The following is a 25,138-nucleotide window of genomic DNA, read 5'->3' as shown; positions in this document are numbered from 1 at the left end:
AAATGGGCTATAAAAAAAACTCCAAATCTTGCTTGTTCAGCTGAATTGAAGTTTTTGTAAGAATAAATTCCACGTACTAATTCTTCTATACTTATTGTGGAATTTACATTTTCACTTTACCTTTTTTTCAAGACTTCATTCTATATCTATTTCCCAACGATAAGTTCCATCTGTGCTTCTGTGATTTCTTCATCGCGTACCATAGCTTCTAACACTTGTTTTTGTCTCTTTAAAGCATTTTCTTTATGATCACTTAGTTGATAATTACTTGGCGATTGTGGAAGTCCTGCCAATAAGGTCGCCTCATTCAATGTTAAATCTTTTGGTTCTTTCCCAAAGTATCCTTCACTCGCCGCTTTTATACCAATATAATTATCTCCATAATTGATAACATTCACATATAGCTCAAGGATTGCTTCTTTACTCAATTTCCCTTCTAAATCATAGGCCATGAATACTTCGCTCGCTTTACGTAAATACGTGGATTGATAATCAAAATAAAGATTTTTCGCAAGTTGTTGTGTAATCGTACTACCTCCGCCAACAATACCCTTTGCAAAGATATTAGAAACCAATGCACGTAACATCGCGAAATAATCCACTCCGTTATGGTCATAAAATCTATGGTCTTCTATAGATACCGTTGCCTTTAATAAATAAGAGCTTATATCTTCGCTTGAGACGTATTCACTACTTCCTTGGATTTCACTCACTTTATCCTCAATACTTTCTTTATTGATTGCGGATTTATAATTGAAGAATCCAACTCCAGCAAATACAATGCCACCTAGAAGAGCTAATAGCAGTATTAACAACAATATTCTTTTTAATATTTTCATAATATCACCTGCCCCTAGTATAACATGATATGTTTTATTTTTTCGTTATCTTACACTTCTGTTATTGATTGTAAGAAAAATAAAACACGGTTTCCCGTGTATTATCTATTGGAATTAACAGACTTCATTATTTGCTTGATCTGCGCTTCAGATGGTTTTCTTCCCATTTGCAAGAACATTGCACGAATCATTTTCTCGTTAATAGGTGGGTTTTCTTTCAGTTCTTTCTCAAACTTCTTTCTTGTGAAATAAAAGCCTAAGAAACCTCCGACCACTAAACCAACTAGTGTTAATATAATAGAACTAACTAAATCCATATGTAATCCTCCTCGCAGTAAGTCCATTTTACTATTTTTAAGAACATTTTACAATACTTTTTCATCTTTATTCGCACTCAAGCGCAAAAAAATTACGAAATATACGTTTCACAAATGGAAGAAATGGATTCTGTTCAGAATCTATTTTTACAAAATATTCAAAACATTCCATGGAATATTGTTTTTGTCTTATTGAGTGATCTAAATAAAGTATGGATTCCTCCATGACAATTGCGCTTTGAAAGTACGAACTCGCGCTTATCATCAAAGAATTTATATCGATTTTTTCAAACATCAATTCTCTTTGTTCCATCGACAGATCTTCGCTAGAACGTAAAAGTTCAGGATGTTGTTGTATCAATTCATAAAAAGAAGGACGTATTGCATAGCATACTTTCATAATATCACCAAAAGTATCCTACCATACATCCTATCATTTCATTGTCGTTTTATGTCAAAAAGGTATTAACGGTGTAAATCGATGTCTGAGAAATCGTATTTCTCTAATGTGGAATGAATTGTCTTATCCTTGATTGGTAAGTTTTCTTTCGTCATTCTAGCTTTTACTTTCATCGCAGACTCAATGGTTGCAGGACCACAAATACATCCACCCTGACAAGCCATTCCTTCTAAAATATCAGCTTCAAAGCGATTTATCTTCATCATTAACAATGCTTTCTTACAAGCAACGCTTCCATCCGCATATTCCGCTTTAATTGCTTCATCGCCATTTTCTGCAAGTGCAATACCAACAGCTTTTGAAACTCCTCCTCCAATAGAGAAGTTACGTCCATGAGCAGATGCTACATCTTCATCACGTGGAGTTACATTTTCAGGAGAGATATGTTTAGAAACCAACATTGCCCCTAATTCTTCAAATGTAATACAGAAATCAACTTCACTATCTAATGCTTCTTGCTTCTTAGCAACACAAGGACCAACAAATACAACTTTGCAATCTTTATGCTTGTTTTTCAAATATCGAGCCGTAGCCACCATTGGACTTACCATATGGGATACATTCTTTTCATATACTTCCGGGAAGTGTTGTTTTGCTAAATTCACAAACCCAGGACAACAGCTAGTTGTAATTTTTACGCCTTCTGCTTTATGTTTTTTTGCATCTTCTTTTTCATACCATGCTACCGCATCTGCACCAATTGCTGCTTCATATACATCTTTAAACCCTAAAAGACGCATACTTTCCTTAATTTGTGGAAGTGTAGCTTCATCAAATTGTCCCTGAATAGCAGGAGCAAAAACTGCATACACATCATTTTCACTTTTTAATTCTTCTATCACGTTTACCATCCAAGACATGTCTTCGATTGCCCCAAAAGGACATTTTGCTTGGCAAGCACCACAGTTGATACATTTTTCTTCATCAATAAGAGCAAGATTGTCTTCATCCATAGAGATAGCATCCACTGGACAACTTTTCATACATGGACGTTGTGTTTCAACAATCGCATTGAATGGACAAGCATTCTTACATGCCCCACATTCTTTACATTTGTCATAATCAATAAATGCACGACCTTCTCCCATATGTATAGCATCAAACTTACATGCTGATAAACATGCTTTCGCCATACATTTACGGCAGTTGTCTGTTACTTGAATTTTTTGAATAGAACAGCCATCACATGCCGCTTCGATGACACGAACGATTTGACGTTCATTGCTATGTTCAACAGGTACAGGTGTTTTCCCTAATGCGATACGAGTACGCTGACGAATAATTTCTTTTTCTTTATACGTACAACATCTAAAATCAGCACGTTTTCCAGGAATCAGAAGATTCGCTACTTCATCGCATGTATCTTCATTGATTGTTCCAGAAAATGCACGTCTACTAACTTCGAGTAGAACATCGAACTTAAACTGTCTTGCTTCATGGGTAAATAATGACATAATATCCTCCTAATCACTTGTGTAATTTTTAACAAGCTAATTATAGCACAAACAAATTATAAAAAAAGACAGAAATGAAAAATTTTTGTCTTTTTTTACATTCGTCGTTTATGTTTACTTCCCTTTTGGCTTATATTCAATATAAAGTACACTTGCAAATATCAAACACGCTCCTACAATCATCATAATACTCATCGTCTCATGAAGAATAAGGAAGGAAAACAAGGATGCAAACAAGGCTTCCATAGAAAGAATTAAAGAAGCACTATTGGCACTTGTGTATCGTTGTGCAAATGTTTGTACTAAATATGCTAACAAGGTAGATACAAAAATCAAATATAGAATATTTCCCAATGCACTCATTTCAAAGTTTGCTGGTGGTTGTTCAAATATCAATACACATATGGTAGACATTACTCCAGCACCTATCATTTGCAAAGTTGTCATTACCACCGCATCACTATGATGAGAATAGCGCTCTAATGCAATCATATGTGTTGCGAAGAAGAACGCACAGATAACAGATAAAACATCTCCCACATTCAAGCTTAATGCATCTGGTTTCAAGGTTAACAAAGCAATCCCAACAACACAAATTACACTTGCTATAATTTCTTTTTTATTCGGTTTACGTCTTACATACAACCACAACAAATAAGGAACAAATACGACATTAGTAGCCGTCAAAAATGCATTCTTACTTGGTGAAGAATATTTTAAACCAAAGGTTTGAAAAGAAAATGCCAAAAACAATAAAGCTCCACATAATAAACCACGTGTAATTACGTAACGATCAAGTGTCTTCAACTTTTTAAAACATAATATAAACGGAATGATTGCTGCACCAACAAAACGAATCATCATGATATAAAAAGGAGAAAAAGTATCCAAAGCACCACTTGTCGCAATAAATCCACCGCCCCATACGATGGTAACAAAAATCAACATCAGATTTGCGTATGAACGCTTCATTCTCTCACCTCATTCGCGTTATATCTTATCATAAACTTCATATCGATTAAAATACTTTTTTGGAATTCCTTGTAAATATTGCAAGTTTCCTATTTATTCTCTATAATATTTACTATATTTGAAGATGGAGAAAAGCATATGAAATTACTAGAAGATTATATTAGACGATATGGTGAATCGTTAAACAAGGATGTTTTAAAGGTGGATTCTTTCTTGAATCATCAAATTGATGCAGAGTTAATGATGCAAATCGCTCAAGATTTTAAAGAACATTTCAAGGATGTTCCCATCACAAAAGTGTGTACCATTGAAACAAGTGGGATTGCGCCTTCTTTGATGCTTGCTTACTTATTACAAGTACCTGTTGTATTTTTTAAGAAGAACACGTCTAAAATTTTGACTGACGATATTTATAAAACGAAGGTGCATTCTTTTACAAAAGATTTGGATTATGATATCACCTGTTCGAAGAAATATTTATCCGACAATGATTATGTATTATTCATTGATGATTTTATGGCAAACGGAGAAGCTTGTTTAGGCGCTATCGATATTATAAAGCAAGCAAATGCCAAAGTAAGTGGCATTGGTATCGTGATTGAAAAAGCTTTCCAATCTGGTAGAAGCAAAGTAGAAGAACAGGGATATATGGTATACTCTCAAGCAAGAATTGCATCTTTAGACAAGGATCACATAGCGTTTGTAAATGAAGAAAAACCCACATCGAACAACTGATGTGGATTTTTTTAAATCTTATCTATTCTGTTTTGATTTCGGATCTTCATAACAACCCGTACCAAAAATGGTACCACCAACAACTGCAATACAATCCCAGGAAAGGCAGTCACAAATGCACTTCCTATAAAGATTGCCAGTGTATAAGCTTTACCAGTAAAGCTTAATAATACAAGCGTTACCACTCCACTTACCGCACGTCCAGCCAACATGGTAAGAATCAAACTAGGGTAAATACGGAAGCGTTTTACACAAATACCACTTAATATTCCATAGGTCATAAGTTCAAACATCATGGATACACCAACTGGCATAAGCATCGGCATCCCCGTTAATACACTAGATAACAATGGCGTTAGAATACCCACCAAAGCCCCATAAAATGGACCACATAGAAACCCACATAAGAGCACTGGAATATGCATCGGTAAAAATACAGCTCCAGATGTAAATGTAAACCAATGAAACGCCATAGGAAGAATGATCCCCATGGCTAAAAACATGGAGGAAAGCGAAATATTCTTTACTTGACTTTTCATTTTTTATCCTTAAGCATTTCCGTATAAATATTTGTTAACTCTTGTTTCTCTTGTTCATTCATTTTACGCTCACTAGTATCATATCCATCTACAGTCCCTACATGTCCTGCAGTAACTTTACCATCTTCGATCGTAATCACAAAAGGTACATAGAATTGTTTATTACCTTCCTCATTTTTATCTAAGAATTTATCTGTATATTCCATAATCGTTTTCTTTTCTTCATCACTGATCAATGATTTTTTATCATTGTCTCGTGTTTGCACATACAAAATTTCGATTCCTTGTTGTTTTGCGACATCATTTAAAATAGGCAATGCCTCAACACACCATGGACATTTTGGAAATCCAAAGTACACAACCGCATTTTGATTCTTTTCCAATATAGATAAAACAGAAGGCATATCAGATTTTATAAATTGATTGTCTTTATTTATAAAATTTTCATAATCACTCATGTCTGCGCTTTCCTCTAAACTACATGAAGTAGATCCTTCATCACCACAAGCCGTATTCTTCTTATCTTCTTCTTTTGTTGTAGTACATCCAACTAAGCATAACGCCATGAAAAGCAAAATCAGTTTCTTCATAAGCATTCCTCCTTTTTATACGTATCTATTTTATATGTTTCCATAGCATTTGTCTATGATTTACGTTTGGCAAATGAAAAAAGGTGTTATCTACACCTTAATCCATCATAGTCTTTACGAGTACAGCCTTTTGTGCATGTAAACGATTCTCTGCTTCATCAAAGATTTCATTTGCATGTGCTTCGAAAACCTTCTCTGTAATTTCTTCTTCACGATGTGCTGGAAGACAATGTAATACCATCGCATCTGCTTTAGCAACTTCCATCACTTGATCGTTAATTTGATATTTTCCTTCAAAAATACGTTTACGCTCATCCGCTTCCCCTTCTTCTCCCATACTTGCCCATACATCGGTTACCACAACATCTGCATCTTTCGCTGCCGCTAACACATCTTGTGTTAATGTAAAACGTCCAGTTGCACTTGCTCTAGCAACAATGTTCTCATCTGGCAAATATTCCACTGGACAAGCACAAGCAACTTCCATACCTGCCAATATACCACCATTGATTAAAGAATTGGCCATATTATTACCTGCCCCAATAAAACACATCTTTAAACCTTCAAGTTTCCCTTTATATTCACGAATGGTTTGTAAATCTGCCAACACTTGGCAAGGGTGTACGTAATCCGTTAATCCGTTGATAATTGGAATACTTCCAAATTCAGCTAATTCTTCCAAATCACTGTGCTTATACGTACGAATCATAATACCATCAAGATAACGACTCAACACACGTGCTGTATCTTTGATTGGTTCTCCACGTCCTAGTTGCATATCGTTTCCATTTAAAAACAATGCATATCCACCTAATTGTGTCATTCCAACTTCAAAAGATACACGTGTTCTAGTAGAAGATTTGGTAAATATCATACCCAATGTTTTATTCTTAAGATAATCCTTAAAGATTCCATGTTTTACTTCATCTTTTAATTTATCAGCCAAATCTAATATTTCATACAATTCTTCTTTTGTAAGATCAGCCAGTGTTAATAAATGTTTCATATTATACCTCCCACGTTGCTAGAACGTCTTCTAGAATATCCAATGCTTTCTTCAATTCGGTTTTTGTAATGGTAAGCGGTGGCAAAAAGCGTAGCTTATCTTTTGCCGTCAACAACAACACGCCTCGCTCAATACAAGCTACAACAATATCTTTTGCGGCAACATTCTCTAACACAACACCACGCATCAATCCCATACCATTCACTTGAACAACATGTTTCATAGTAAGTAAGCGTTTCTTTAAATACTCTCCTTTTTCTACGATATCGTCCAACATTTTTTGATTCATATTCTTTAATACAACGGATGCTCCTGCACATACAATAGGATTACCTCCAAAGGTAGTCCCATGATCACCAGCACCAAGTACATATTCCACTTTTTCGTTCAATAACACAGCGCCAATTGGTAGACCATTTCCTAGCCCCTTCGCACTTGTCACAATATCTGGTGAAAGATCAAATTGTTCATATGCATACAAAGTACCTGTACGACCAATTCCCGTTTGCACTTCATCAACGATAAGTAATATATCGCGTTCTTTACATAGTTTCGCAACTTCCTTTACATATTTTTTTTCTAAAGGAAGTACACCACCTTCTCCTTGTATCAACTCTATCATAATGGCGCATGTTTTCTCATTTACTTTTGCCTTCATATCCATGATATCGTTTGCGATAGCATGCACAAACCCTGGAGTAAACGGATCAAAGTATTGATGGAAATGGTCTTGTCCAGTCGCACTCAATGTGGTAACCGTACGACCATGAAAAGAATTTACTAACGTGATAATTTCAAATCGATCATTTTGGTATTTATCATAAGAATATTTACGGGCAACCTTTATCGCACCTTCATTAGCTTCTGCACCACTATTCGCAAAAAACAGTCGTTTCATTCCACTTTTTTCACAAAGCGTTTTCGCTAGAGTCGCCCCTGGAGTTGTATAGTACAAATTTGATACATGTGCAAGCTCACTGGCTTGTTTACAAACAGCATCTACCCATTCCTTATTCGCAAATCCCAACGCATTTACTCCAATACCCGCTGTACAATCGATATATTCTTTTCCAGTTTCGTCGTATACAAGCGCATTTTTACCATGTGTCAACACAACATCATAACGAGCATACGTACCCGCAATATACGTAGTATCTATGTCTTTTATACTCATCATAATGATACCTCACCTTCTTCAAACATCGTTCCAATCCCATCTTCCGAAAACATTTCAATCAAGATAGAGTGTGGTACACGTCCATCAATAATTACCGCTTTACGAACTTGTTCATGTACAGCATTTACACAACATTCTACTTTTGGAATCATTCCACCAGTGATTACACCAGATTCCTTTAAATACTCCACTTCATGTAAATAAATTTTTGAAATTAAAGAAGATTCATCTTTTGGATCAAATAAGACACCAGGAATATCACTTACTAGAATCATATTCTCCGCGTTTAGTTTTGCCGCAATACTAGAGGCAGCTGTATCCGCGTTGATATTATAAGAGTGTCCGTCCCCGTCACAACCAACACTAGCTATAACTGGAATATATCCCTTTTCAATCACATCGAGGATCAAACGTTCATCGATTTCTTCAATCTCTCCAACAAAGCCTAAATCTCCTTCTTCAACTTCATATTTTTTCGCATGAATAATATTCGCATCCATACCACTTAATCCAACGGCTCTTGCACCTTTTTGATTGATTAAGGACACAAGGTCTTTGTTCGTTTTACCTGCTAATACCATCTGCACGATATCCATTGTTTCATCATCTGTATGACGCAATCCCGCAATAAACTCAGATTTCTTTCCAACTTTATTAAGCATATGGTTAATTTCAGGTCCCCCGCCATGAACCAACACCACATGAATTCCAACTTCAGATAATAACACGATATCTGTCATGACGTTCATTTTTAATTCTTCATTTTTCATGGCGTTTCCACCATATTTCACAACGACGATTTTCCCATTGTATTTTTGAATATAAGGAAGTGCTTGAGATAATATGGTCGCTTTTTGTATTGGATCTATTTTCATATAAGCCTCCTTACGTACGGTAATCTCCGTTAATTTTTACATAATCGTAGGTTAAATCGCATCCCCAAGCACAAGCTTTTTCTTCTCCTTGGTGCAAATCGATTAAAATTAGAATTTCATCTTTTTCTAAAATTTTCAACGCTTCTTCTTCATCGAATCCACATCCTGCCCCGTTTTTACAAACATCAATCTTCCCATTCGCACTTTCCAAAGAAACATCGATACAGTTTACTTCGAAATCGGATTCACAGTACCCAATCGCACAAAGAATTCTACCCCAGTTAGCGTCTTTTCCAAACATTGCTGCCTTAAACAAAGAACTGGTAATAACAGATTTCGCAATTTCTTTTGCCGCCGATATTGTATTTGCATGAATGACTTGAGCCGTTAATAATTTTGTAGCTCCTTCTCCATCTTTCGCAATATTCCTAGAAATTTCCGTACAAATATCCATTAGTGCAGCTTTAAAAATATCAAAATCTTCACCACGTTCAGTAATTTCTTTATTGTTTGCCATTCCATTTGCCAAAATAGATAACATATCATTCGTTGAGGTATCTCCATCTACACTCACCATATTGAATGTATCATTAACAACTTCATGTATAACTTCATCGAGCATTTGTGAAGAGATAGCTACATCTGTAGTCAAAAACGCCAACATCGTAGCCATATTGGGATGAATCATCCCACTCCCCTTTGCCATACCGCCTACATGACAGGTTTTTCCATCAAGTACGAATTTCGTTGCATATTCCTTTTTAAACGTATCAGTAGTCATGATTCCTTCACAGGCATCACTTCCTCCATCATAGCTTAATTTCTTTACAAGCGCTCCCATATGTTTTTCAAATGGCGCAATACTCAATGGTTCCCCTATCACACCCGTTGATGCGATAATAATATCTTCTTCGTGTATTTGTAGTTCATCTGCGCATAACTTGCACATCGCATTCGCAATATCTTCACCATCTGCATTACAAGTATTCGCATTCCCACTATTGCAAAGCATTGCTTGTGCTTTCCCATTTTCTAGATGTTTCTTTGTCACAAAAATAGGGGCACCTTTTACTTTATTTAATGTATATGTGGCAGCTGCTGTACACATCGTCTCACTATAGATCAAAGATAGATCTTTCTTAAGACGATTCTTACGCACACCACAATGTAATCCACTAGCCTTAAATCCCTTCGGTGCACAGATACCGTTCACTTTATATTCACTCATTTTAAATTCCCTTCCTAGAAGGATGCAGGTACCATTGTTAAGCCTGTATTCTCCTTCAAACCAAATAGTATGTTCATATTTTGAATTGCTTGTCCTGCTGCCCCTTTTACCATATTATCAATTGCAGATACTACTATCAAACGTTGATTACGCTCATCCATATGAATGGAAATATCGCAATAATTAGAATACTTGATAAATTTTAAATCTGCAAAATTCCCTTTTGATAGTACACGAACAAATTGTTCATTTTCATAAAATTTTTGATACATTGCATATACCTCGTCATAACTTACATCCTGTAATAGATCAACATAAATCGTTGAGATTATCCCTCTATTTACTGGCAACAAATGTGGTGTAAAGCTAATCTTAGCTTGTTCGCTTGCTAACTTTGTAAGTGTTTGTTCAATCTCTGGTGTATGACGATGTTGTGCGATTTTATAAGGCGCAAAGGATTCATTACAACGAGGAAAATGTGTACCTTCACTTAATCCTTTACCTGCACCAGTGGTTCCTGATTTAGAATCAATTATAATATGTTTTACATCAGCCATGTTCTTTTGTAATACAGGAGCTAATGCTAATGCAATGGAAGTTGGATAACAACCAGGATTTCCAATGATTTGAGCATCTTTTATAGAATCACGAAACAATTCAGGTAACCCATAAACCGCAAGTTCATGAAGTTCTTTATCATTATAATCAAGCTTGTACCACATATTATAGTCTTTTTCATCATCCAATCGAAAATCTGCCCCTAAATCGATGAACTTCTTCTGAGCATCCATACACTTACGTGCCAAAGGCTCACTTAATCCATGAGGCAAAGACGCAAAGACAACATCACTTTTTTGAATTACTGCATCTTCTTCTTCGAATACCATATCACATACTTGATAAAACCCTGGATATAAATCACTGATCTTTTTTCCTATATAACTTTGGGAACTGATACCGCTTATCAAAACATTAGGATGTGTCCACAATAGACGTACAAGTTCAGCTCCAGCATAGCCACTAGCCCCAATAACCCCTACCTTAATTTTCTCCATTTATTTCATCTCCCTTAGGATGGTTTTCACATGTTCTATATGTGCCTCAACAACTTCAGGTGCAGGACCTCCTACAACTCCACGTTGATTGACACATGTATCTAAAGAAATGGCTTCAAACACATCTTCTTCAAAAGATTCATGCGCTTGTTTATATTCCTCTAATGTTAAATTTTCTAAAGTTTTATCATGTTCTTGTGCATAGGCTACAAGTGCACCAATGACACGATAGGCATCACGAAATGCCATTCCTTTTTTTACTAAATAATCTGCACAATCAGTCGCATTGATAAAACCTTTCGCCGCTGCTTTACGCATATTTTCACTCAATACTTTACTAGTTGCTAACATAGGTGTAAACGTAGTTAGACATAAGTGTACAGTAGATAAAGCATCAAACGTTGCTTCTTTATCTTCTTGCATGTCTTTATTGTATGCCAAAGGAAGCCCCTTCATCATAACTAACAACGTTTGTAAATCTCCATATACCCTTCCAGTCTTTCCACGAATTAACTCTGCAACATCAGGATTTTTCTTTTGTGGCATAATACTGCTTCCTGTCGCAAAAGCATCGTCTAATTCCATGAATTTATATTCCCATGAACACCAAAGAATGATTTCTTCAGAGAAACGTGATAGATGCATCATTAACATCGATACATTAGATGCCACTTCAATACAGAAATCACGATCACTTACACCATCCAAGCTATTCATAGATACACTATCAAACTTCAACAAATCTTTAACCATAAAACGATCAATTGGATAGGTTGTCGTAGCCAACGCCCCACTTCCTAAAGGCAGTGTACGAATACGTTTTTGACATTCTTGAAGTCTTTCAATATCACGTAAAAACATTTCTGTATATGCCATCAAATGATGAGCAAATGTGATTGGTTGTGCACGTTGTAAATGTGTATAACCAGGCATGATTGTTTTTGTATGAGTGCTTGCTTTCTCACAAAGCACATTTACCAATTCCTTCAATTCATCGATGACTACACTTACTTCATCACTGATGTACATTCTTGCGTCCAAAGCTACTTGGTCATTTCTTGAACGTGCTGTATGAAGTCTTTTCCCAGCATCACCGATACGGTTGGTAAGTTCTGTCTCCATAAACATATGAATATCTTCCGCAAAAGGATCAATTTCCAATGTTTTTTCTTCTATATCTTTTTGAATAGATAACAATCCCTCTTTGATTTTCAGAAAATCATCTTGCGCAATGATTCCACAACTTGCTAACATCTGTGCGTGCGCAAGACTCCCCTTGATATCATGTGCATACATCAAATGATCAACTGATATAGAAGAATTAAAATCATTCAATCGTTTGTCTGCCTCTTTTTTAAATCTTGCGTCCCATAAACTCATATGTTTTCTCCTGTCCTCTTATTTTTTGTTTTTCGCATCCATCATTGCTTTTACTTTGATTGGTAATCCAAATAAGTTAATGAATCCTGCAGAATCATTTTGATCATAAGAATCATCTTCTCCAAAGCTTGCTATTTGTTCAGAATAAAGTGTAGTTGGACTTGTCATTCCAGCAGGTGTAATATTTCCTTTATAAAGTTTTAATTTTACATCTCCATTTACAGTTTCACTTACTTTATCCACAAAAGCACTTAATGCTTCTCTTAATGGAGTGAACCATTGTCCATTGTATAACATCTCTCCAAATTTAACGGAAATCAGTTGTTTGTAATGTTGTGTTTCTTTATCAATTGTAATCGTTTCTAATAATTCATGTGCTTTGTATAAAATGGTTCCACCTGGTGTTTCATAGACTCCACGTGATTTCATACCAACCAAACGATTTTCAACCATATCAATGATACCAATACCATTTTCTCCACCTAATTTATTAAGTTTTAATAATAGTTCTTGTGCTTTCATAGGCACACCATCAACAGCTGTTGGAATTCCCTTTTCAAAATGAATTGTCACATACGTAGCTTTATCTGGTGCTTTTTCAGGAGTGACACCCATCTCAAGGATCTTATCATAATCTGGCTCATTGTTAGGATCTTCTAAGTCTAATCCTTCATGTGATAAGTGCCAAATGTTTTTGTCTTTTGAATAATTTGTTTCTCTATTAATCTTCAAAGGAATATTACGAGCTTCTGCATATTCGATTTCTTCCTCACGAGATTTTAATTCCCATGTTCTCCAAGGCGCAATAATTTGCATATCAGGTGCAAATGCTTTTACCGCTAATTCAAAACGAACTTGGTCATTTCCTTTTCCTGTACAACCATGGCAAATGGCATCCGCCCCTTCTTTAATAGCAATGTCTACCAATCCTTTCCCAATGATTGGTCTAGCAAAAGCTGTTCCTAGTAAATATACATCTTCATATTTGGCATTTGCTTTTAGGCAAGGGAAAATATAATCTTCTACAAAAGAATCTTTCAAATCTAAAACGTAACATTTACTAGCTCCTGTCTTGATTGCTTTTTCTTCCAATCCTTCTAATTCATCTTTTTGACCAACATCTCCAGAAACCGCAATAATTTCAGGGTTGTTGTAATTTTCTTTTAACCAGTGGATCATAATAGACGTGTCTAATCCTCCTGAATATGCTAATACAATCTTCTTAATATCTTTCTTATTTTTACTCATCATGTTCTCCTCTACTTTCTTATTTTTTTATGATGTTTTCTTTACTTAATGTACGAACTCTTACATCGTCGTCGCTTTCTATAAATCAAATTCATCACACCCCTTATATGCAAAAAAAGCGCCTAGATATTTCTATCCAGAGACGCTTATAAACGCGGTGCCACTCTAGTTATCTTATATGTATTGTTTATAAGATCCCTCATTCATAACGCTGAATTACGCGTTCTGTGATACTATAACTTCCCACAGACTCTAGCCGGTGCGCTTCTTTCCAGATCATCCAATAGCCTTTCACCAGTCGCTATTTCGCTTTGCGTCAAATCTGTAAATACTCTCCTGCATCATTGATTTATAGAACAATCATACATCAACAGGAAAACATTGTCAACGTAATATTACATTTATTTACATAATGTATGTAAAATTTTCATTAGCATCACATTTGCATACAATTTATTTTCCATTATAATTCCTATGTATTCATTTTGACATTAAAAATGAAAAGCTTTACAATAATACTGTACAGATAAGGAGGACCTCTTATGAATTTTGTATTTATATCACCAAATTTCCCTGAAAGTTATTGGTTGTTTTGCCAGGGATTAAAGAATAACGGAGTCAATGTTTTAGCAATCGCGGATGCCCCTTATCAAAGCTTATCAACGAATCTTAAAAATTCTATCACTGAATATTATCGTGTAGATTCGATGGAAGACTATGATCAGATGCTTCGTGCCGTAGCTTATTTTACCTTTAAATATGGAAAAATTGATTGGATTGAGTCCAACAATGAATATTGGTTACGCCAAGATGCGAAGCTACGCAAAGACTTCAATGTAGAAAATGGATTTCCATATGAGCGCATGGATGAATACCAAAGCAAATCACGTATGAAAGAATTCTTTCATAAAGCTGGTATTGCCACAGCGCGTTATCAAATCGCAACCACATTAGAAAATGCTACGAAGTTTGTTAAGGAAGTCGGATTCCCCATTGTTATCAAACCAAATGTTGGAGTTGGCGCAAATGATACCTTCAAAATAAAATCACAAAAAGATTTAATCAAAGCTTTTCAAGTTCCATTTACACATGAAATGATTATGGAAGAATACATCAATGGAAGTTGTTTCTCATTTGATGGAATTGCGAATAGTGAAAAAGAAATCCTTTTTGTGACAAGTCATCAATATACAGATAGTATCATGGATGCGGTAAATGAACAAAAGAGTATTGGTTGTTATTCTTATGTCAATATTCCTGATGATATTATGGACGTAGGTACCAAAGCTGTACATGCCTTCGATACAAGAAGTCGTTTCTTTCATTTCGAGTTCTTCCGATTAAACGAAGATCAACACGTTGGTAAAAAAGGAGATATCATAGGATTAGAAGTAAACATGAGACCACCGGGTGGATTTCTTCCAGATATGATCAATTATGCTTGTGATTCCAATGTATACCAATTATGGGCAGATATGATTGTTTATGATAAAATCAAATATCAACAAATCCGTAAATATGCATCTGGTTTTATTGGACGGCGTGACCATATCCAATACGCACACACCGTAAAAGATATCCAAAAGAAATACCAAGATTCCATCTTAATGGTACAACGTCTTCCAAAAGCACTCGCAAGTGCTATGGGAGAAGAAATTATTGTCGCACGATTTAAGAGTGAAAAAGATATGCTTGCTTTCTTTAAGTATAGTGAAGAAATCACGAAAGATGAAACAAACACAACATTATAGTGAACAAATGTCTTAAAAAACAGCCTTGTGAAGAAATCACTTGGCTGTTTTTTACATACTTGCTTGTTTTAACACTTCTTCTAATTTTTCCACACTAGGAATTCCTTCATGAACCTTGATATCATCTACAAAATAGGTAGGAACATACCAGTAATCATACCCTGCAGTTTTTTCTTCTTCCATTTGTTCTTCGATTTCTTCTATTTCAATGCTTTGATATTCAGGATGGTTTTGTTTCAATTCTTCCATCATCGCAAATGCTTGTTTACAATAAGGACAACTTTTCAAATACATCATTTTAACATGTTTCATAGTATCACCTCTGTGTACATTATCGCACAATCTTTCCTATTTTCAAAAGCTTTTGCCTATTCCTATATCATACTTGAATAATCTTCCCCTTTTTATGTAGTTTAACAAGATAATAACATTCAACCTCTCTTGATATATGCTATAATATTTACCATGAGGTGCTATTATGGTTAAAAAAGAACAAATCTACATTCCTTGTTTTCATGACATGCGAACTTTGCACATTTATTTACCACATGATTATGATTCTTCAAAGAAGAATTATCCAGTTATGTATATGTATGATGGACATAATCTTTTTCATAATGAAGATGCTACCTTTGGCACCAGTTGGGGTTTAAAAGATTATTTAGATAAGCAAGAACAAGATTTGATCATCGTAGGTATTGAATGTAACCATGAAGGCTATCGTCGCTTAGAAGAATTTTCCCCCTACGACTTTAAGGATACCCAAGTAGGTGAAATCCATGCACAAGGTAAAGAATTTATGGAATGGGTTGTAGGAGACTTGAAAACATGGATCGATCGTCGTTATCGAACTCTTCCCAGCAGAAAACATACTGCTATAGGTGGTAGTTCTATGGGAGGATTGATGGCATTATATTCCATTCTCCATCATAATGATACATTTTCAAAAGCAGCCTGTTTATCGCCTTTTATTTATAGCTTACAACAACCTATAGAACAGGAAATCAAATCTGCACGCTTACACAAAGATACACATATCTATATTTCCTATGGAAGTGATGAATTCCGTTCAAAAAATCAATTAGCAAAGGCTATGAATAACTTCCTAAAGATTCTTCAATTGCTTAATGAACAACAAGTTTCCATTCTTCCAAATCTTATATTTAAAGGAAAACATAGCGAAGCGAGTTGGCACGAAGAACTTGAGACATTCATCCCTTATTTATATAAATAAACCCATTTACGCAAAATGGGTTTTCTTTACATTAGGAATACAACTAAGCTTTATTCATTTATAAGAAGATCTTCTAAATATCTTTTTGGTACATAGTGACGATCTTCTTCATCACGATAATAATTCGTTTTTTGATCTTGTACATCTGTAATGATTACTTCTTCATCTGGTTTTCCAATCGCAAGAATAAGATGTGGATATATCCCCTCTTTTAAATGAAGTGTTTTTTGTATATCTTCTACTTTGAAGTTTCCAATCATACAACCACCCAATCTCATTTCAACAGCGCGTAACAACATAGTTTGGGCAACAATCCCTACATCCCGAAGAAAAGCATCTGTATTCTTCATAATATTGGTATCCTGACAAATAACAATGAACCCTGTAGGACATTTCCCATCATGAGGTAATTTCATATCCAAAGCTTTTGCCCAACCAGTAAGAGGTTGTATTTTTTTTACCATTTCCTCATCATATGCCACATAATACTTTAAAGGCTGTTTATTTACACTACTTGCGCATAAACGTGCATGATTGATCATATCTAGCATTTCTTCTTTTGTAATTTTACGACTTTCATCATATCCACGATAACTTCTATTTTGTACAACTAAATCCATGAACATATACATCCCTCATTTCTCTAGCAAAAGTATACCATACTTCTTTATTTCAAGGCTATAGGATTAGATATCTTGATTGAAAATTGGTTTGATTGTATTTCGATTTCGTATCACAATAAAAAGTACTGCAATCATAGATAGTGATGCGAAGAACAAACATACATATGCAAATGGAAACACTTCACCTAACAATCCTGCTAATAGTCTTGCGCCTAATGTACAAAAAGCTACGATTACAGAGAAGAATGCGTTGACACGTGCCCTCATATTAGATGGTATATAATTCTGTGTACTAGCCTCTCGTATATTTAAGCTATTGATACCAAGGAAGCCCGCAGTAAATCGATTGACAATCATTAATGGATAAGCAATAAACAACAACATCATATCCAATGCTTCATAACTTACATAGACACTAGCCGCAATATCAAAACGTCTTTTTGCTGGAATCTTAACAAAATAATGAAAGATGGATCCACATATACGTCCAGCCATCTCAGCAGTTGATAAGAATGCATACATAGTTACTGTAAAAATTGTGGACGATTGAAAGAATGCTTGCATCATAAGTGAAATCCCTTGTGCACTCCCATTGGAAACAGCCATATAGCTATATATATTTCGTATTCCTTTTTCTTTTTTCAAATACCCTAAGCCTTCAAAAATATCTTCCTTGTATGTCTTTAATGTATATGTATCTTCTGTACTATCACGATGTTCTTGGTAACGTATCAAATGTTCAAAAAACGAAGCACCCAATAATAAAATCCCTTCTAATAAACATACGCTTACTATACCAAAAGAAATATACATAAAAGATGCAATGGGTGTTACAAATGCCACAACGGATGGATAGATAACAGAAGAAATAGAATATCCTTTCTGTGCAAATCCCTGTGGGATAAGTTCTGGATATAGAGAACTATAAGCTAAGTTATAAATCGCCCCAATAGAACCAATTAATACGGTGAATAATAGATACATATAATAGGAGAAATCATTATTTAATAAATATATTGTAAATATCAAATAGAGTATTCCGGATAACATATCCAAACGAACAATCAGATGTTTGCGATTATGTTTATCCACATATGGTGCCACTAACAATGGAATTATAACCGATGGAATAAACGATACTGCCGTAAACACACCCGTTAACCATGTAGATTGTGTTTCATCAAAAACGACTAACGATAGTGCAAAACTCATCGCAACACTCCCAATGGCACTAATAATTGTCCCTATCGTAATTACTGTAAAATCAAATGTCCAAAGTGTTTTTTTCATATTTTCTACCTCATACATATATTATAATCTATTGCACAAGTATAAAAAATACCCTATATTTGAGAAAATATTAACTCATTATATAAGGTAAATGAAATATTTTATTCTTTTTCAAGAAAACTTGTATAAACCTAAGGATTCTTTTACTTGTAGTGCTTCTTTATAACGCCTCATTTTCTGATAAGCATCAAATAAATAAGTAGCATGAAAGATACGATATCCATAACCGATCGTAACAACACCAAATTCATCTTTATAAGAAGGCTTTGTTAATTGTATGAGCAAGTTCAAATAAGCATCGTCATACACTCTTTCATCAGCACAATATAAATGTACAAATTCATGCATTTTCACTAGCAAACGATCTTTACATATTTTTGCCTCTTCGTCCGCTAATTCAAGATATTTTATCATCTCTTTTTTATTCTCTAAATCTTTATATAGGATCGCAAGCTTTTGATAATTCAAAAACATTGGAAGGCTAGGAGAATCACCTTCATTTTGAACACTTAATAAAAGGTACTCTTCTGCTTCTTCAATCCTTCCCCACTGTAAAAGGGAACTTCCTATATTATAATATAATGCGGGTAAAATATCCTCACGTTTTAAGCTATGAGCCAACATTTCACATTGTTTATAGTGCTTCCGCATCAACGCATCATCATGTGTATTTGAATAGCTATTCCCTAAAAAGAGTGCACTATCTAACATACATACTGCATTACCTTCTTCACTAGCAAGGTGATATGCTTGTTGGAAGTATACATTAGCTTCTGCGTTATCTCCCATAAAATAATTTGCCTGCCCTAACCATAATTTTTGTACACTACAATTCTTTATATTCCCTGCTTTCTTTAAAGCATTGATTGCTTCTTTTGTATTTCCTTTTAAATCTACACTAAGGTAATATAAAAACAATTGATCATCATTCATATAAGATTCAAACTTTTCTAATTTTTCAAACAATGCGACATGTTCCTCAGTGTAATGTTCCCAATCCTTAGCGTACAACTCCACTAAGTGAAGATCAATCACAAGTTGACTTCCCATTAACACATCTGCTACAGAACGTATATCTTGAAGTTCTGCTTCGTAATCTTCTTGAAGAAAATAGTTATGAAAAAAACGTTTGATAGTTTTCTTATAGTTTTCAATAAATGCTTGATCTGAAAAATACGTTAATCCCAATCGTTCAAATAAAGGAGCAATAACCTCTTCACTAGCATTTACTTTACCCTGTTCAATTTTGCTTAAGTAGGAAACAACGCATATCCCTTTGCACAATCCTTCTTGAGAAATATTTTGTTGCAAACGCGCATAACGAATTAGAAATCCCGTGATATTATCCACTAAAGCATTCCTCCTCTACGTAATCCAACCAAAATGTTTTAAAGCAAAGACAATACCATCTTCATCACTTCTCTTTGTAACAAAGTCTGCCAATTCTTTTAGTGTATCTACTCCATTTCCCATCGCAATTGAAATAGGAGCACTTTGAAACATAGTAACATCATTCATGCCATCACCAAAGACAACAATATCTTTCTCATTCCCTTTTAATGCTTTCACCATTTGCAAAACACCCTCATATTTATCATCGGGTTCAACAATAACATAATGATCATGATAACGAGAAGGAACCAAAGAGCCATAATGTTCAATTTTATCTTCATATCCTCGATCAATCGCAATCATCATACGAAATATTTCTGGACATGCAAAATAGTCAAAATTATCTATTACTTTTACATCCGTATGAAATTCATCTCTATTTACAACTGTGAAGAATGTATCGTTATGTGTATAGAATACAAAATCATCCTGATAAGCTACTAAAAAAGGTATATCTTTATCTAAACATTCCTGCATCAAATGATGACAATCTTTAAGTTCCATTCCCTTATTAGCAATGATTTCTCCATTAAGTACACATGTATATCCACCATTGCATACAACATTTTCAATTCCTGCATCCTTTGCGAATACTTTTGCGGCAACATAAGGTCTACCAGTTGCGATTGCTACTTCATGACCATTCTTCTTTAATTCCTGTATTGCGTCTTTTGTAGATTGAGGTATTCCTCCCATAAAACTCTTTCCATCTGTTAAAGTTCCATCAATATCAAAAAAGAAATACTTCTTTTCCATGCTATACACCCTCACTACAAATGCACTTTTTAAAATCCTCACAGAATACATCAACGGCTTCTTTACTCGTTGCCCATGAAGTCACAAAACGAACCGCTCTAGATGTATCATCAATCGTGCACCAATTTTGAAATAGATAATCTTTTTCAAGTGCTTCAATCAATGTATTAGGAAGTATCGGAAATAATTGATTCGTAGTAGATTCCATAAAAAACTTTATACCACAAGACTTCATTGTATCTTTTATCTGTTGTGCCATTTCATTCGCATGTTTTGCTAAATCGTAGTATAAATTATTTTGAAACAAAGCGTGAAATTGTATTCCTAACAATCTTCCCTTTGCTAACATTCCACCATGTTGTTTTATCATATAACGGAAATTCTCTTTTAGCTTATCATTCACAATAACAACCGCTTCTCCAAACATAGCACCATTCTTTGTACCACCAATGTAGAATACATCACAATAGGTACATAAATCGCTCATACATACATCGTTATCTTCACTACAAAGTGCAACACCTAGACGTGCTCCATCCATGAACACATAAAGACCTAATTCTTTGCACACTTCATGAATGTTCTTTAATTCTTCTTTTGTATAAATGGTACCTACTTCTGTAGCATTAGATATATACACCATAGAAGGCTTTACCATGTGTTCATCTTCATGAAGACAGACAGCCTTACGAATACCTTCTATTGTTAACTTTCCATGCAAACTATCTGCAATAACTACCTTATGTCCAGTAGCTTCAATTGCTCCTGTTTCGTGAACATTGATATGCCCACTATCCGCAGAAATAACGCATTCAAAAGGACGCAACGCAGATGCAATAATCGTTGTATTCGCTTGTGTTCCTCCTACTAAAAAATGTATATCGCAGTTTTCGCATTCTAATTCTTTCTGAATGCTTTTTTTTGCCATCTCACAATATTCATCCAATCCATACCCCACAGATTGTATTAAATTACTCTCTTGTAACGCACTCATAATACTTGGATGTGCACCTTCGCTATAATCATTACTAAAACTATACTTCATAATCGATTCCTCCATATGGCTTTAATTATAGCGCAAATATAAATAAAATGCTATGAAGGAATAGAGCAGAAATAAGTCTAAAAAAACTAACATCAACACAGATGTTAGTTTTGCATTTTAATAACAGCATTTTCATTCAAAAGTGAATCTCCCTTATGTTGCATCAAAGTAGATAACGACACAAATTGATATCCTTGTTCATGTAATTGAGGTAAGGCTTTTTTTATTGCATCAGCAGAGGAATCATAGATATCATGCAATAGTATTACTGCGCCATCTTTTACATCCTTCATAATGTTTTGGCTTATTACATTGGCATCACGACTTCTCCAATCGTTTGTATCTACATTCCATAATGCAAAATCTAACGTAGATACATCACGTACATTTTGATTTAAAGATCCATATGGAGGACGAAAGTATGAAGGTTCTTCACCACAGACTTTATAAATTGCATCTTGGGTGTTGTATATTTCATCAATAACTTCATCCTTGTTCATAAAATCTTTTTTATTTGCAGCTATTCGCATAGAATGGTCCCATGAATGATTCCCTAATTCAAAGCCTCTTTCATATATTTGTTTCACCATGTCTGGATATGTAGCTGCATTTTTACCAAGCATAAAGAAGGTTGCACTTCCTCCATACTTTTCAAATTCCTTCATAATTGCATCTGTATTTGTCGCATGAGGTCCATCATCAAATGTAAAAGCAATCATAGGCTTACTTGGATCTACTTTTTGTTGCTTTGTAACGATTGTTTCTTGTTGGTACAAAGAATCAATTTTACTATTTTTAAGTTTGATATACTTTGCATAATCGTTGTACTTAATAGGCAATTTTTTTCCATCTATGTGGAACACGATTTCTTCCTTCCCGATTAGAAATTGATTGAGGTTACTCATCTTTATACTATCTACTGCTATTTCACCATGATTTTTCTTCATCATCGTTATATATTCACGCCTTAATACATCATTTACAGTCAGGACTTTCTTTGCTTTCTTATCGTAGTTTATATACTCCCAACTTTCCTGTAAAACTTTTTCCTCTTCATTTTTAACTGTTTTGTGAAAGGATAATGTAATATATTGTTCAAACACTTCATCACTACTGTAATCTACATTAGTATAATACATTCCTTTCGAATCCTTATAAGTCAAATTCTTATCCTTATATGATGCAATAATTTTATTTAAAGCTTCATCCTCAAACTTTGGATAATAAAATGAATGGTGATATTGATCATCTTCCGTTTTCGTATAATGTTCCATAGTTCCTGCACGTTTATTGCTTTCTTCATACACATCATATTTAGCATATGGATCATTATTGAGAAGCATAGCTATCCCGACTCCTAATACACTGATTAGCAGGATAGAAACCACAATGACCAGCGCTAATCTTTTGTAACGAATTTTATTCTTTCTTTTTCCTTTTACCATAGTTCCTCCATCTCTATAAATAGTATACCTTAATTATTACAAGTTTTGTAATAATTAACAAGAAAAGTTACCTTAAGATATCTTAATAATAGAAGTTTTCATTCTATAGTCCCCTGTATTTATAATCTTTCATTCTTTCCAAAAAAAAGTAGGAATCTTTCGATTCCTACTTCGATTTTATTTTAACCCCATAGTTTCTGGTCTAAATAGACGTTCGTCCATCAATTTTAAATCCTTAGAAATTGCTGGTTTAAATTCCATATGAGCTAATACATCTTTTTCAAGGTCAATACCAGGTGCAACTTCTACCAAGGTTAATTTCCCTTCAATCAATTCAAATACAGCACGTTCTGTAACATATAGCACTTTCTGTCCTGTATCAGTCGCAAATTCTGCTGAGAATGTAATTTGTTCAACTTCATTTTTGAATTTTTTAATTTTACCTTCTTGTAAAATTTGCAGTTTTCCATCTTCAAATGCAATTTTCAATCCGCTCGCAGTAAATGTACCACAATATACAACAACAGGTGCAGTTTGTGTTATATTAATGAATCCTCCACATCCAGCGATTTTAGGTCCAAAGCGACTTACATTGATATTTCCATCTTTGTCACACTCTGCTAATCCTAAAAATGCCTGACCAAGTCCTCCTCCATCATAGAAGTCAAACTGATATGGTTGATCGATAATTACATCAGGATTTGTACATGTACCAAATGCAGTTCCAGCCATAGGAACTCCACCGATTCCACCTGCCTCAACCGTTAGTTTAAGACCAGGCAATCCTTCTTCATTAGCGACATTAGCTATTCCCTCTGGCATACCAATACCAAGATTGATAATAGCTTCTGGATTTAATTCCATTGCTGCACGGCGACAAATTACCTTACGCTCACTCAATTTCATTGGTTCAATAGAGTTCACAGGTACTTTCACTTCTCCACTTAGTGCAGGATTGTATTGTTCAGCATATGTTTGCATATGATTCTCTGGACGAGAAACAACAATACCATCTACATAGATTCCTGGAATTTTTACCATTCTAGGATCTAAGGTACCGTTTTTCACAACTTTTTCAACCTGTAGTAATACGATACCACCAGAGTTTTTTGCTGCTTGTGCAATGGATAAAGAATCCAATGTAGCTGCTTCTTTCTCCATTGTTGCATTTCCATTTTCATCACAATATGTTGCGCGGATAAGTGCAACATTCACTGGGAACGGTTTATAACGTAACCATTCTTCATTATCAATGGTTACCAATTCAATTAAATCATCTTTTGAACGTTCGTTCATCTTTGCCCCTTCTAAACGAGGGTCAACAAATGTTTTTAAGCCAATTTTGGTAAACGTTCCTGCGCGATGTCCCGCAATATCACGGAACATTAATGAAATTGTCCCAAGTGGAAGATTATAACCTTCTACCTTATTTTCAAATACTAGTCTTTGAAGTTTTGGAATCAAACCCCAATGACCTCCTATAATTCTTTTCAATAGACCTTCATGACCAAGCTTATTCAACCCTAGATTATCAGTTCCATCACCAATTCCCGCAGAAAACATAATAGTCATATTATTAGGATGACCACTCTTAAGGAATGATTCTTCAATTCCTACTGAAAATTCTTGAGGATGTCCACATCCAATAAAACCACCAACACCAACAGTAGCGTTATCTGGTATCATAGAAACTGCTTGTTCAAGACTCATTACTTTACCCATAACGA

General features: G+C 34.7%; 25 protein-coding genes and 1 other annotated feature. Of the genes, 3 read left to right on the top strand and 22 right to left on the bottom strand.

The annotated features are described in order from the left end of the window. Window positions 1-146: 146 nt before the first annotated feature. The 5 genes from ACWG0P_RS10690 to ACWG0P_RS10670 all read right to left on the bottom strand — a co-directional run bounded on the left by ACWG0P_RS10690 (window position 147) and on the right by ACWG0P_RS10670 (window position 4,042). Window positions 147-839 (bottom strand): transglycosylase domain-containing protein, encoded by a 693-nt coding sequence (locus ACWG0P_RS10690; protein WP_455801710.1) that lies wholly within the window; start codon window positions 837-839, stop codon window positions 147-149. Window positions 840-940: 101 nt separating this feature from the next. Next, window positions 941-1,156: a YneF family protein gene (locus ACWG0P_RS10685; RefSeq protein WP_455793326.1), complete on the bottom strand. Its 216-nt coding sequence runs from the start codon at window positions 1,154-1,156 to the stop codon at window positions 941-943. Between the two features lie 67 nt (window positions 1,157-1,223). Further along, window positions 1,224-1,556 carry a hypothetical protein gene (locus ACWG0P_RS10680; RefSeq protein WP_455801709.1) on the bottom strand — a complete coding sequence of 111 codons (333 nt, stop codon included), beginning with the start codon at window positions 1,554-1,556 and terminating at the stop codon, window positions 1,224-1,226. Between the two features lie 65 nt (window positions 1,557-1,621). Further along, window positions 1,622-3,070 carry a 4Fe-4S dicluster domain-containing protein gene (locus ACWG0P_RS10675; protein WP_455801708.1) on the bottom strand — a complete coding sequence of 483 codons (1,449 nt, stop codon included), beginning with the start codon at window positions 3,068-3,070 and terminating at the stop codon, window positions 1,622-1,624. 114 nt (window positions 3,071-3,184) lie between these two features. After that, window positions 3,185-4,042, bottom strand: a complete 858-nt coding sequence (locus tag ACWG0P_RS10670) for a DMT family transporter (protein WP_455801707.1) — start codon at window positions 4,040-4,042, stop codon at window positions 3,185-3,187. Between the two features lie 138 nt (window positions 4,043-4,180). Between ACWG0P_RS10670 and ACWG0P_RS10665 the strand changes: the two genes are divergently transcribed. Further along, the gene (locus ACWG0P_RS10665; protein ID WP_455801706.1) at window positions 4,181-4,777 is read left to right on the top strand and encodes a xanthine phosphoribosyltransferase; all 597 of its coding nucleotides are present in this window, start codon (window positions 4,181-4,183) and stop codon (window positions 4,775-4,777) included. Window positions 4,778-4,788: 11 nt separating this feature from the next. Here ACWG0P_RS10665 and ACWG0P_RS10660 read toward each other — a convergent pair whose 3' ends face one another. The 9 genes from ACWG0P_RS10660 to ACWG0P_RS10620 form a co-directional block, all read right to left on the bottom strand. Continuing rightward, the gene (locus ACWG0P_RS10660) at window positions 4,789-5,316 is read right to left on the bottom strand and encodes an ECF transporter S component (protein ID WP_455801705.1); all 528 of its coding nucleotides are present in this window, start codon (window positions 5,314-5,316) and stop codon (window positions 4,789-4,791) included. Next, window positions 5,313-5,906: a TlpA family protein disulfide reductase gene (locus ACWG0P_RS10655; RefSeq protein ID WP_455801704.1), complete on the bottom strand. Its 594-nt coding sequence runs from the start codon at window positions 5,904-5,906 to the stop codon at window positions 5,313-5,315. Before ACWG0P_RS10655 ends, ACWG0P_RS10660 begins: the two co-directional genes overlap by 4 nt. A gap of 97 nt (window positions 5,907-6,003) precedes the next feature. Next, a complete protein-coding gene (gene argF, locus ACWG0P_RS10650) occupies window positions 6,004-6,912 on the bottom strand; it encodes an ornithine carbamoyltransferase (protein WP_455791450.1) in 909 nt (302 codons plus the stop codon). 1 nt (window position 6,913) lies between these two features. Continuing rightward, window positions 6,914-8,089, bottom strand: coding sequence for an acetylornithine/succinylornithine family transaminase (locus tag ACWG0P_RS10645; RefSeq protein ID WP_455801703.1), 1,176 nt, complete (start codon window positions 8,087-8,089; stop codon window positions 6,914-6,916). Then, entirely contained in the window at window positions 8,086-8,964 is an 879-nt protein-coding gene (argB, locus tag ACWG0P_RS10640; protein WP_455801702.1) for an acetylglutamate kinase, read from the bottom strand. The genes ACWG0P_RS10645 and argB overlap by 4 nt, the downstream gene beginning before the upstream one ends. Window positions 8,965-8,974: 10 nt before the next feature. Then, complete coding sequence (gene argJ, locus ACWG0P_RS10635; RefSeq protein ID WP_455801701.1) at window positions 8,975-10,192, bottom strand: bifunctional glutamate N-acetyltransferase/amino-acid acetyltransferase ArgJ; 1,218 nt, start codon at window positions 10,190-10,192, stop codon at window positions 8,975-8,977. A gap of 14 nt (window positions 10,193-10,206) precedes the next feature. Continuing rightward, the gene (gene argC, locus ACWG0P_RS10630) at window positions 10,207-11,247 is read right to left on the bottom strand and encodes an N-acetyl-gamma-glutamyl-phosphate reductase (protein WP_455801700.1); all 1,041 of its coding nucleotides are present in this window, start codon (window positions 11,245-11,247) and stop codon (window positions 10,207-10,209) included. Next, on the bottom strand, window positions 11,248-12,627 hold the full coding sequence (gene argH, locus ACWG0P_RS10625) for an argininosuccinate lyase (protein ID WP_455801699.1): 1,380 nt from the start codon (window positions 12,625-12,627) through the stop codon (window positions 11,248-11,250). It lies immediately after the preceding gene. 18 nt (window positions 12,628-12,645) lie between these two features. Beyond that, window positions 12,646-13,875 carry an argininosuccinate synthase gene (locus tag ACWG0P_RS10620; RefSeq protein ID WP_455801698.1) on the bottom strand — a complete coding sequence of 410 codons (1,230 nt, stop codon included), beginning with the start codon at window positions 13,873-13,875 and terminating at the stop codon, window positions 12,646-12,648. Window positions 13,876-14,010: 135 nt separating this feature from the next. Next, window positions 14,011-14,229: a binding site (T-box leader), on the bottom strand. A gap of 188 nt (window positions 14,230-14,417) precedes the next feature. Between ACWG0P_RS10620 and ACWG0P_RS10615 the strand changes: the two genes are divergently transcribed. Then, window positions 14,418-15,626, top strand: a complete 1,209-nt coding sequence (locus ACWG0P_RS10615) for an ATP-grasp domain-containing protein (protein ID WP_455801697.1) — start codon at window positions 14,418-14,420, stop codon at window positions 15,624-15,626. A 51-nt stretch (window positions 15,627-15,677) separates the two neighbouring features. Here the strand turns inward: ACWG0P_RS10615 and ACWG0P_RS10610 are convergent, their stop codons facing one another. After that, the gene (locus ACWG0P_RS10610) at window positions 15,678-15,938 is read right to left on the bottom strand and encodes a thioredoxin family protein (protein WP_455791458.1); all 261 of its coding nucleotides are present in this window, start codon (window positions 15,936-15,938) and stop codon (window positions 15,678-15,680) included. Window positions 15,939-16,104: 166 nt separating this feature from the next. Between ACWG0P_RS10610 and ACWG0P_RS10605 the strand changes: the two genes are divergently transcribed. Further along, window positions 16,105-16,860 (top strand): alpha/beta hydrolase, encoded by a 756-nt coding sequence (locus tag ACWG0P_RS10605; protein ID WP_455801696.1) that lies wholly within the window; start codon window positions 16,105-16,107, stop codon window positions 16,858-16,860. 50 nt (window positions 16,861-16,910) lie between these two features. Here ACWG0P_RS10605 and ACWG0P_RS10600 read toward each other — a convergent pair whose 3' ends face one another. The 7 genes from ACWG0P_RS10600 to ACWG0P_RS10570 form a co-directional block, all read right to left on the bottom strand. After that, on the bottom strand, window positions 16,911-17,486 hold the full coding sequence (locus tag ACWG0P_RS10600; RefSeq protein WP_455801695.1) for a nitroreductase family protein: 576 nt from the start codon (window positions 17,484-17,486) through the stop codon (window positions 16,911-16,913). A gap of 60 nt (window positions 17,487-17,546) precedes the next feature. Next, window positions 17,547-18,773 carry an MFS transporter gene (locus tag ACWG0P_RS10595; RefSeq protein WP_455801694.1) on the bottom strand — a complete coding sequence of 409 codons (1,227 nt, stop codon included), beginning with the start codon at window positions 18,771-18,773 and terminating at the stop codon, window positions 17,547-17,549. A gap of 111 nt (window positions 18,774-18,884) precedes the next feature. Then, a complete protein-coding gene (locus ACWG0P_RS10590) occupies window positions 18,885-20,123 on the bottom strand; it encodes a helix-turn-helix domain-containing protein (RefSeq protein WP_455801693.1) in 1,239 nt (412 codons plus the stop codon). Between the two features lie 15 nt (window positions 20,124-20,138). Next, window positions 20,139-20,921 (bottom strand): HAD family hydrolase, encoded by a 783-nt coding sequence (locus ACWG0P_RS10585; protein ID WP_455801692.1) that lies wholly within the window; start codon window positions 20,919-20,921, stop codon window positions 20,139-20,141. Window position 20,922: 1 nt separating this feature from the next. Next, on the bottom strand, window positions 20,923-21,966 hold the full coding sequence (locus tag ACWG0P_RS10580; RefSeq protein WP_455801691.1) for a threonine aldolase family protein: 1,044 nt from the start codon (window positions 21,964-21,966) through the stop codon (window positions 20,923-20,925). Between the two features lie 104 nt (window positions 21,967-22,070). Further along, the gene (locus tag ACWG0P_RS10575) at window positions 22,071-23,411 is read right to left on the bottom strand and encodes a polysaccharide deacetylase family protein (RefSeq protein WP_455801690.1); all 1,341 of its coding nucleotides are present in this window, start codon (window positions 23,409-23,411) and stop codon (window positions 22,071-22,073) included. Between the two features lie 177 nt (window positions 23,412-23,588). After that, a complete protein-coding gene (locus ACWG0P_RS10570; RefSeq protein ID WP_455791468.1) occupies window positions 23,589-25,133 on the bottom strand; it encodes an acyl CoA:acetate/3-ketoacid CoA transferase in 1,545 nt (514 codons plus the stop codon). Window positions 25,134-25,138 lie beyond the last annotated feature (5 nt).

It is taken from the genome of Amedibacillus sp. YH-ame6, assembly GCF_053848845.1.
This window is presented reverse-complemented; position numbering and strand designations above follow the sequence as displayed.

What these genes read in the sequence shown, in the direction of transcription:
- ACWG0P_RS10690 (WP_455801710.1), bottom strand. Translation starts at nt 839, where the DNA reads ATGAAAATATTAAAAAGAATATTGTTGTTAATACTGCTATTAGCTCTT.
- ACWG0P_RS10685 (WP_455793326.1), bottom strand. Translation starts at nt 1,156, where the DNA reads ATGGATTTAGTTAGTTCTATTATATTAACACTAGTTGGTTTAGTGGTC.
- ACWG0P_RS10680 (WP_455801709.1), bottom strand. Translation starts at nt 1,556, where the DNA reads ATGAAAGTATGCTATGCAATACGTCCTTCTTTTTATGAATTGATACAA.
- ACWG0P_RS10675 (WP_455801708.1), bottom strand. Translation starts at nt 3,070, where the DNA reads ATGTCATTATTTACCCATGAAGCAAGACAGTTTAAGTTCGATGTTCTA.
- ACWG0P_RS10670 (WP_455801707.1), bottom strand. Translation starts at nt 4,042, where the DNA reads ATGAAGCGTTCATACGCAAATCTGATGTTGATTTTTGTTACCATCGTA.
- ACWG0P_RS10665 (WP_455801706.1), top strand. Translation starts at nt 4,181, where the DNA reads ATGAAATTACTAGAAGATTATATTAGACGATATGGTGAATCGTTAAAC.
- ACWG0P_RS10660 (WP_455801705.1), bottom strand. Translation starts at nt 5,316, where the DNA reads ATGAAAAGTCAAGTAAAGAATATTTCGCTTTCCTCCATGTTTTTAGCC.
- ACWG0P_RS10655 (WP_455801704.1), bottom strand. Translation starts at nt 5,906, where the DNA reads ATGAAGAAACTGATTTTGCTTTTCATGGCGTTATGCTTAGTTGGATGT.
- argF (WP_455791450.1), bottom strand. Translation starts at nt 6,912, where the DNA reads ATGAAACATTTATTAACACTGGCTGATCTTACAAAAGAAGAATTGTAT.
- ACWG0P_RS10645 (WP_455801703.1), bottom strand. Translation starts at nt 8,089, where the DNA reads ATGATGAGTATAAAAGACATAGATACTACGTATATTGCGGGTACGTAT.
- argB (WP_455801702.1), bottom strand. Translation starts at nt 8,964, where the DNA reads ATGAAAATAGATCCAATACAAAAAGCGACCATATTATCTCAAGCACTT.
- argJ (WP_455801701.1), bottom strand. Translation starts at nt 10,192, where the DNA reads ATGAGTGAATATAAAGTGAACGGTATCTGTGCACCGAAGGGATTTAAG.
- argC (WP_455801700.1), bottom strand. Translation starts at nt 11,247, where the DNA reads ATGGAGAAAATTAAGGTAGGGGTTATTGGGGCTAGTGGCTATGCTGGA.
- argH (WP_455801699.1), bottom strand. Translation starts at nt 12,627, where the DNA reads ATGAGTTTATGGGACGCAAGATTTAAAAAAGAGGCAGACAAACGATTG.
- ACWG0P_RS10620 (WP_455801698.1), bottom strand. Translation starts at nt 13,875, where the DNA reads ATGAGTAAAAATAAGAAAGATATTAAGAAGATTGTATTAGCATATTCA.
- ACWG0P_RS10615 (WP_455801697.1), top strand. Translation starts at nt 14,418, where the DNA reads ATGAATTTTGTATTTATATCACCAAATTTCCCTGAAAGTTATTGGTTG.
- ACWG0P_RS10610 (WP_455791458.1), bottom strand. Translation starts at nt 15,938, where the DNA reads ATGAAACATGTTAAAATGATGTATTTGAAAAGTTGTCCTTATTGTAAA.
- ACWG0P_RS10605 (WP_455801696.1), top strand. Translation starts at nt 16,105, where the DNA reads ATGGTTAAAAAAGAACAAATCTACATTCCTTGTTTTCATGACATGCGA.
- ACWG0P_RS10600 (WP_455801695.1), bottom strand. Translation starts at nt 17,486, where the DNA reads ATGTTCATGGATTTAGTTGTACAAAATAGAAGTTATCGTGGATATGAT.
- ACWG0P_RS10595 (WP_455801694.1), bottom strand. Translation starts at nt 18,773, where the DNA reads ATGAAAAAAACACTTTGGACATTTGATTTTACAGTAATTACGATAGGG.
- ACWG0P_RS10585 (WP_455801692.1), bottom strand. Translation starts at nt 20,921, where the DNA reads ATGGAAAAGAAGTATTTCTTTTTTGATATTGATGGAACTTTAACAGAT.
- ACWG0P_RS10580 (WP_455801691.1), bottom strand. Translation starts at nt 21,966, where the DNA reads ATGAAGTATAGTTTTAGTAATGATTATAGCGAAGGTGCACATCCAAGT.
- ACWG0P_RS10575 (WP_455801690.1), bottom strand. Translation starts at nt 23,411, where the DNA reads ATGGTAAAAGGAAAAAGAAAGAATAAAATTCGTTACAAAAGATTAGCG.
- ACWG0P_RS10570 (WP_455791468.1), bottom strand. Translation starts at nt 25,133, where the DNA reads ATGGGTAAAGTAATGAGTCTTGAACAAGCAGTTTCTATGATACCAGAT.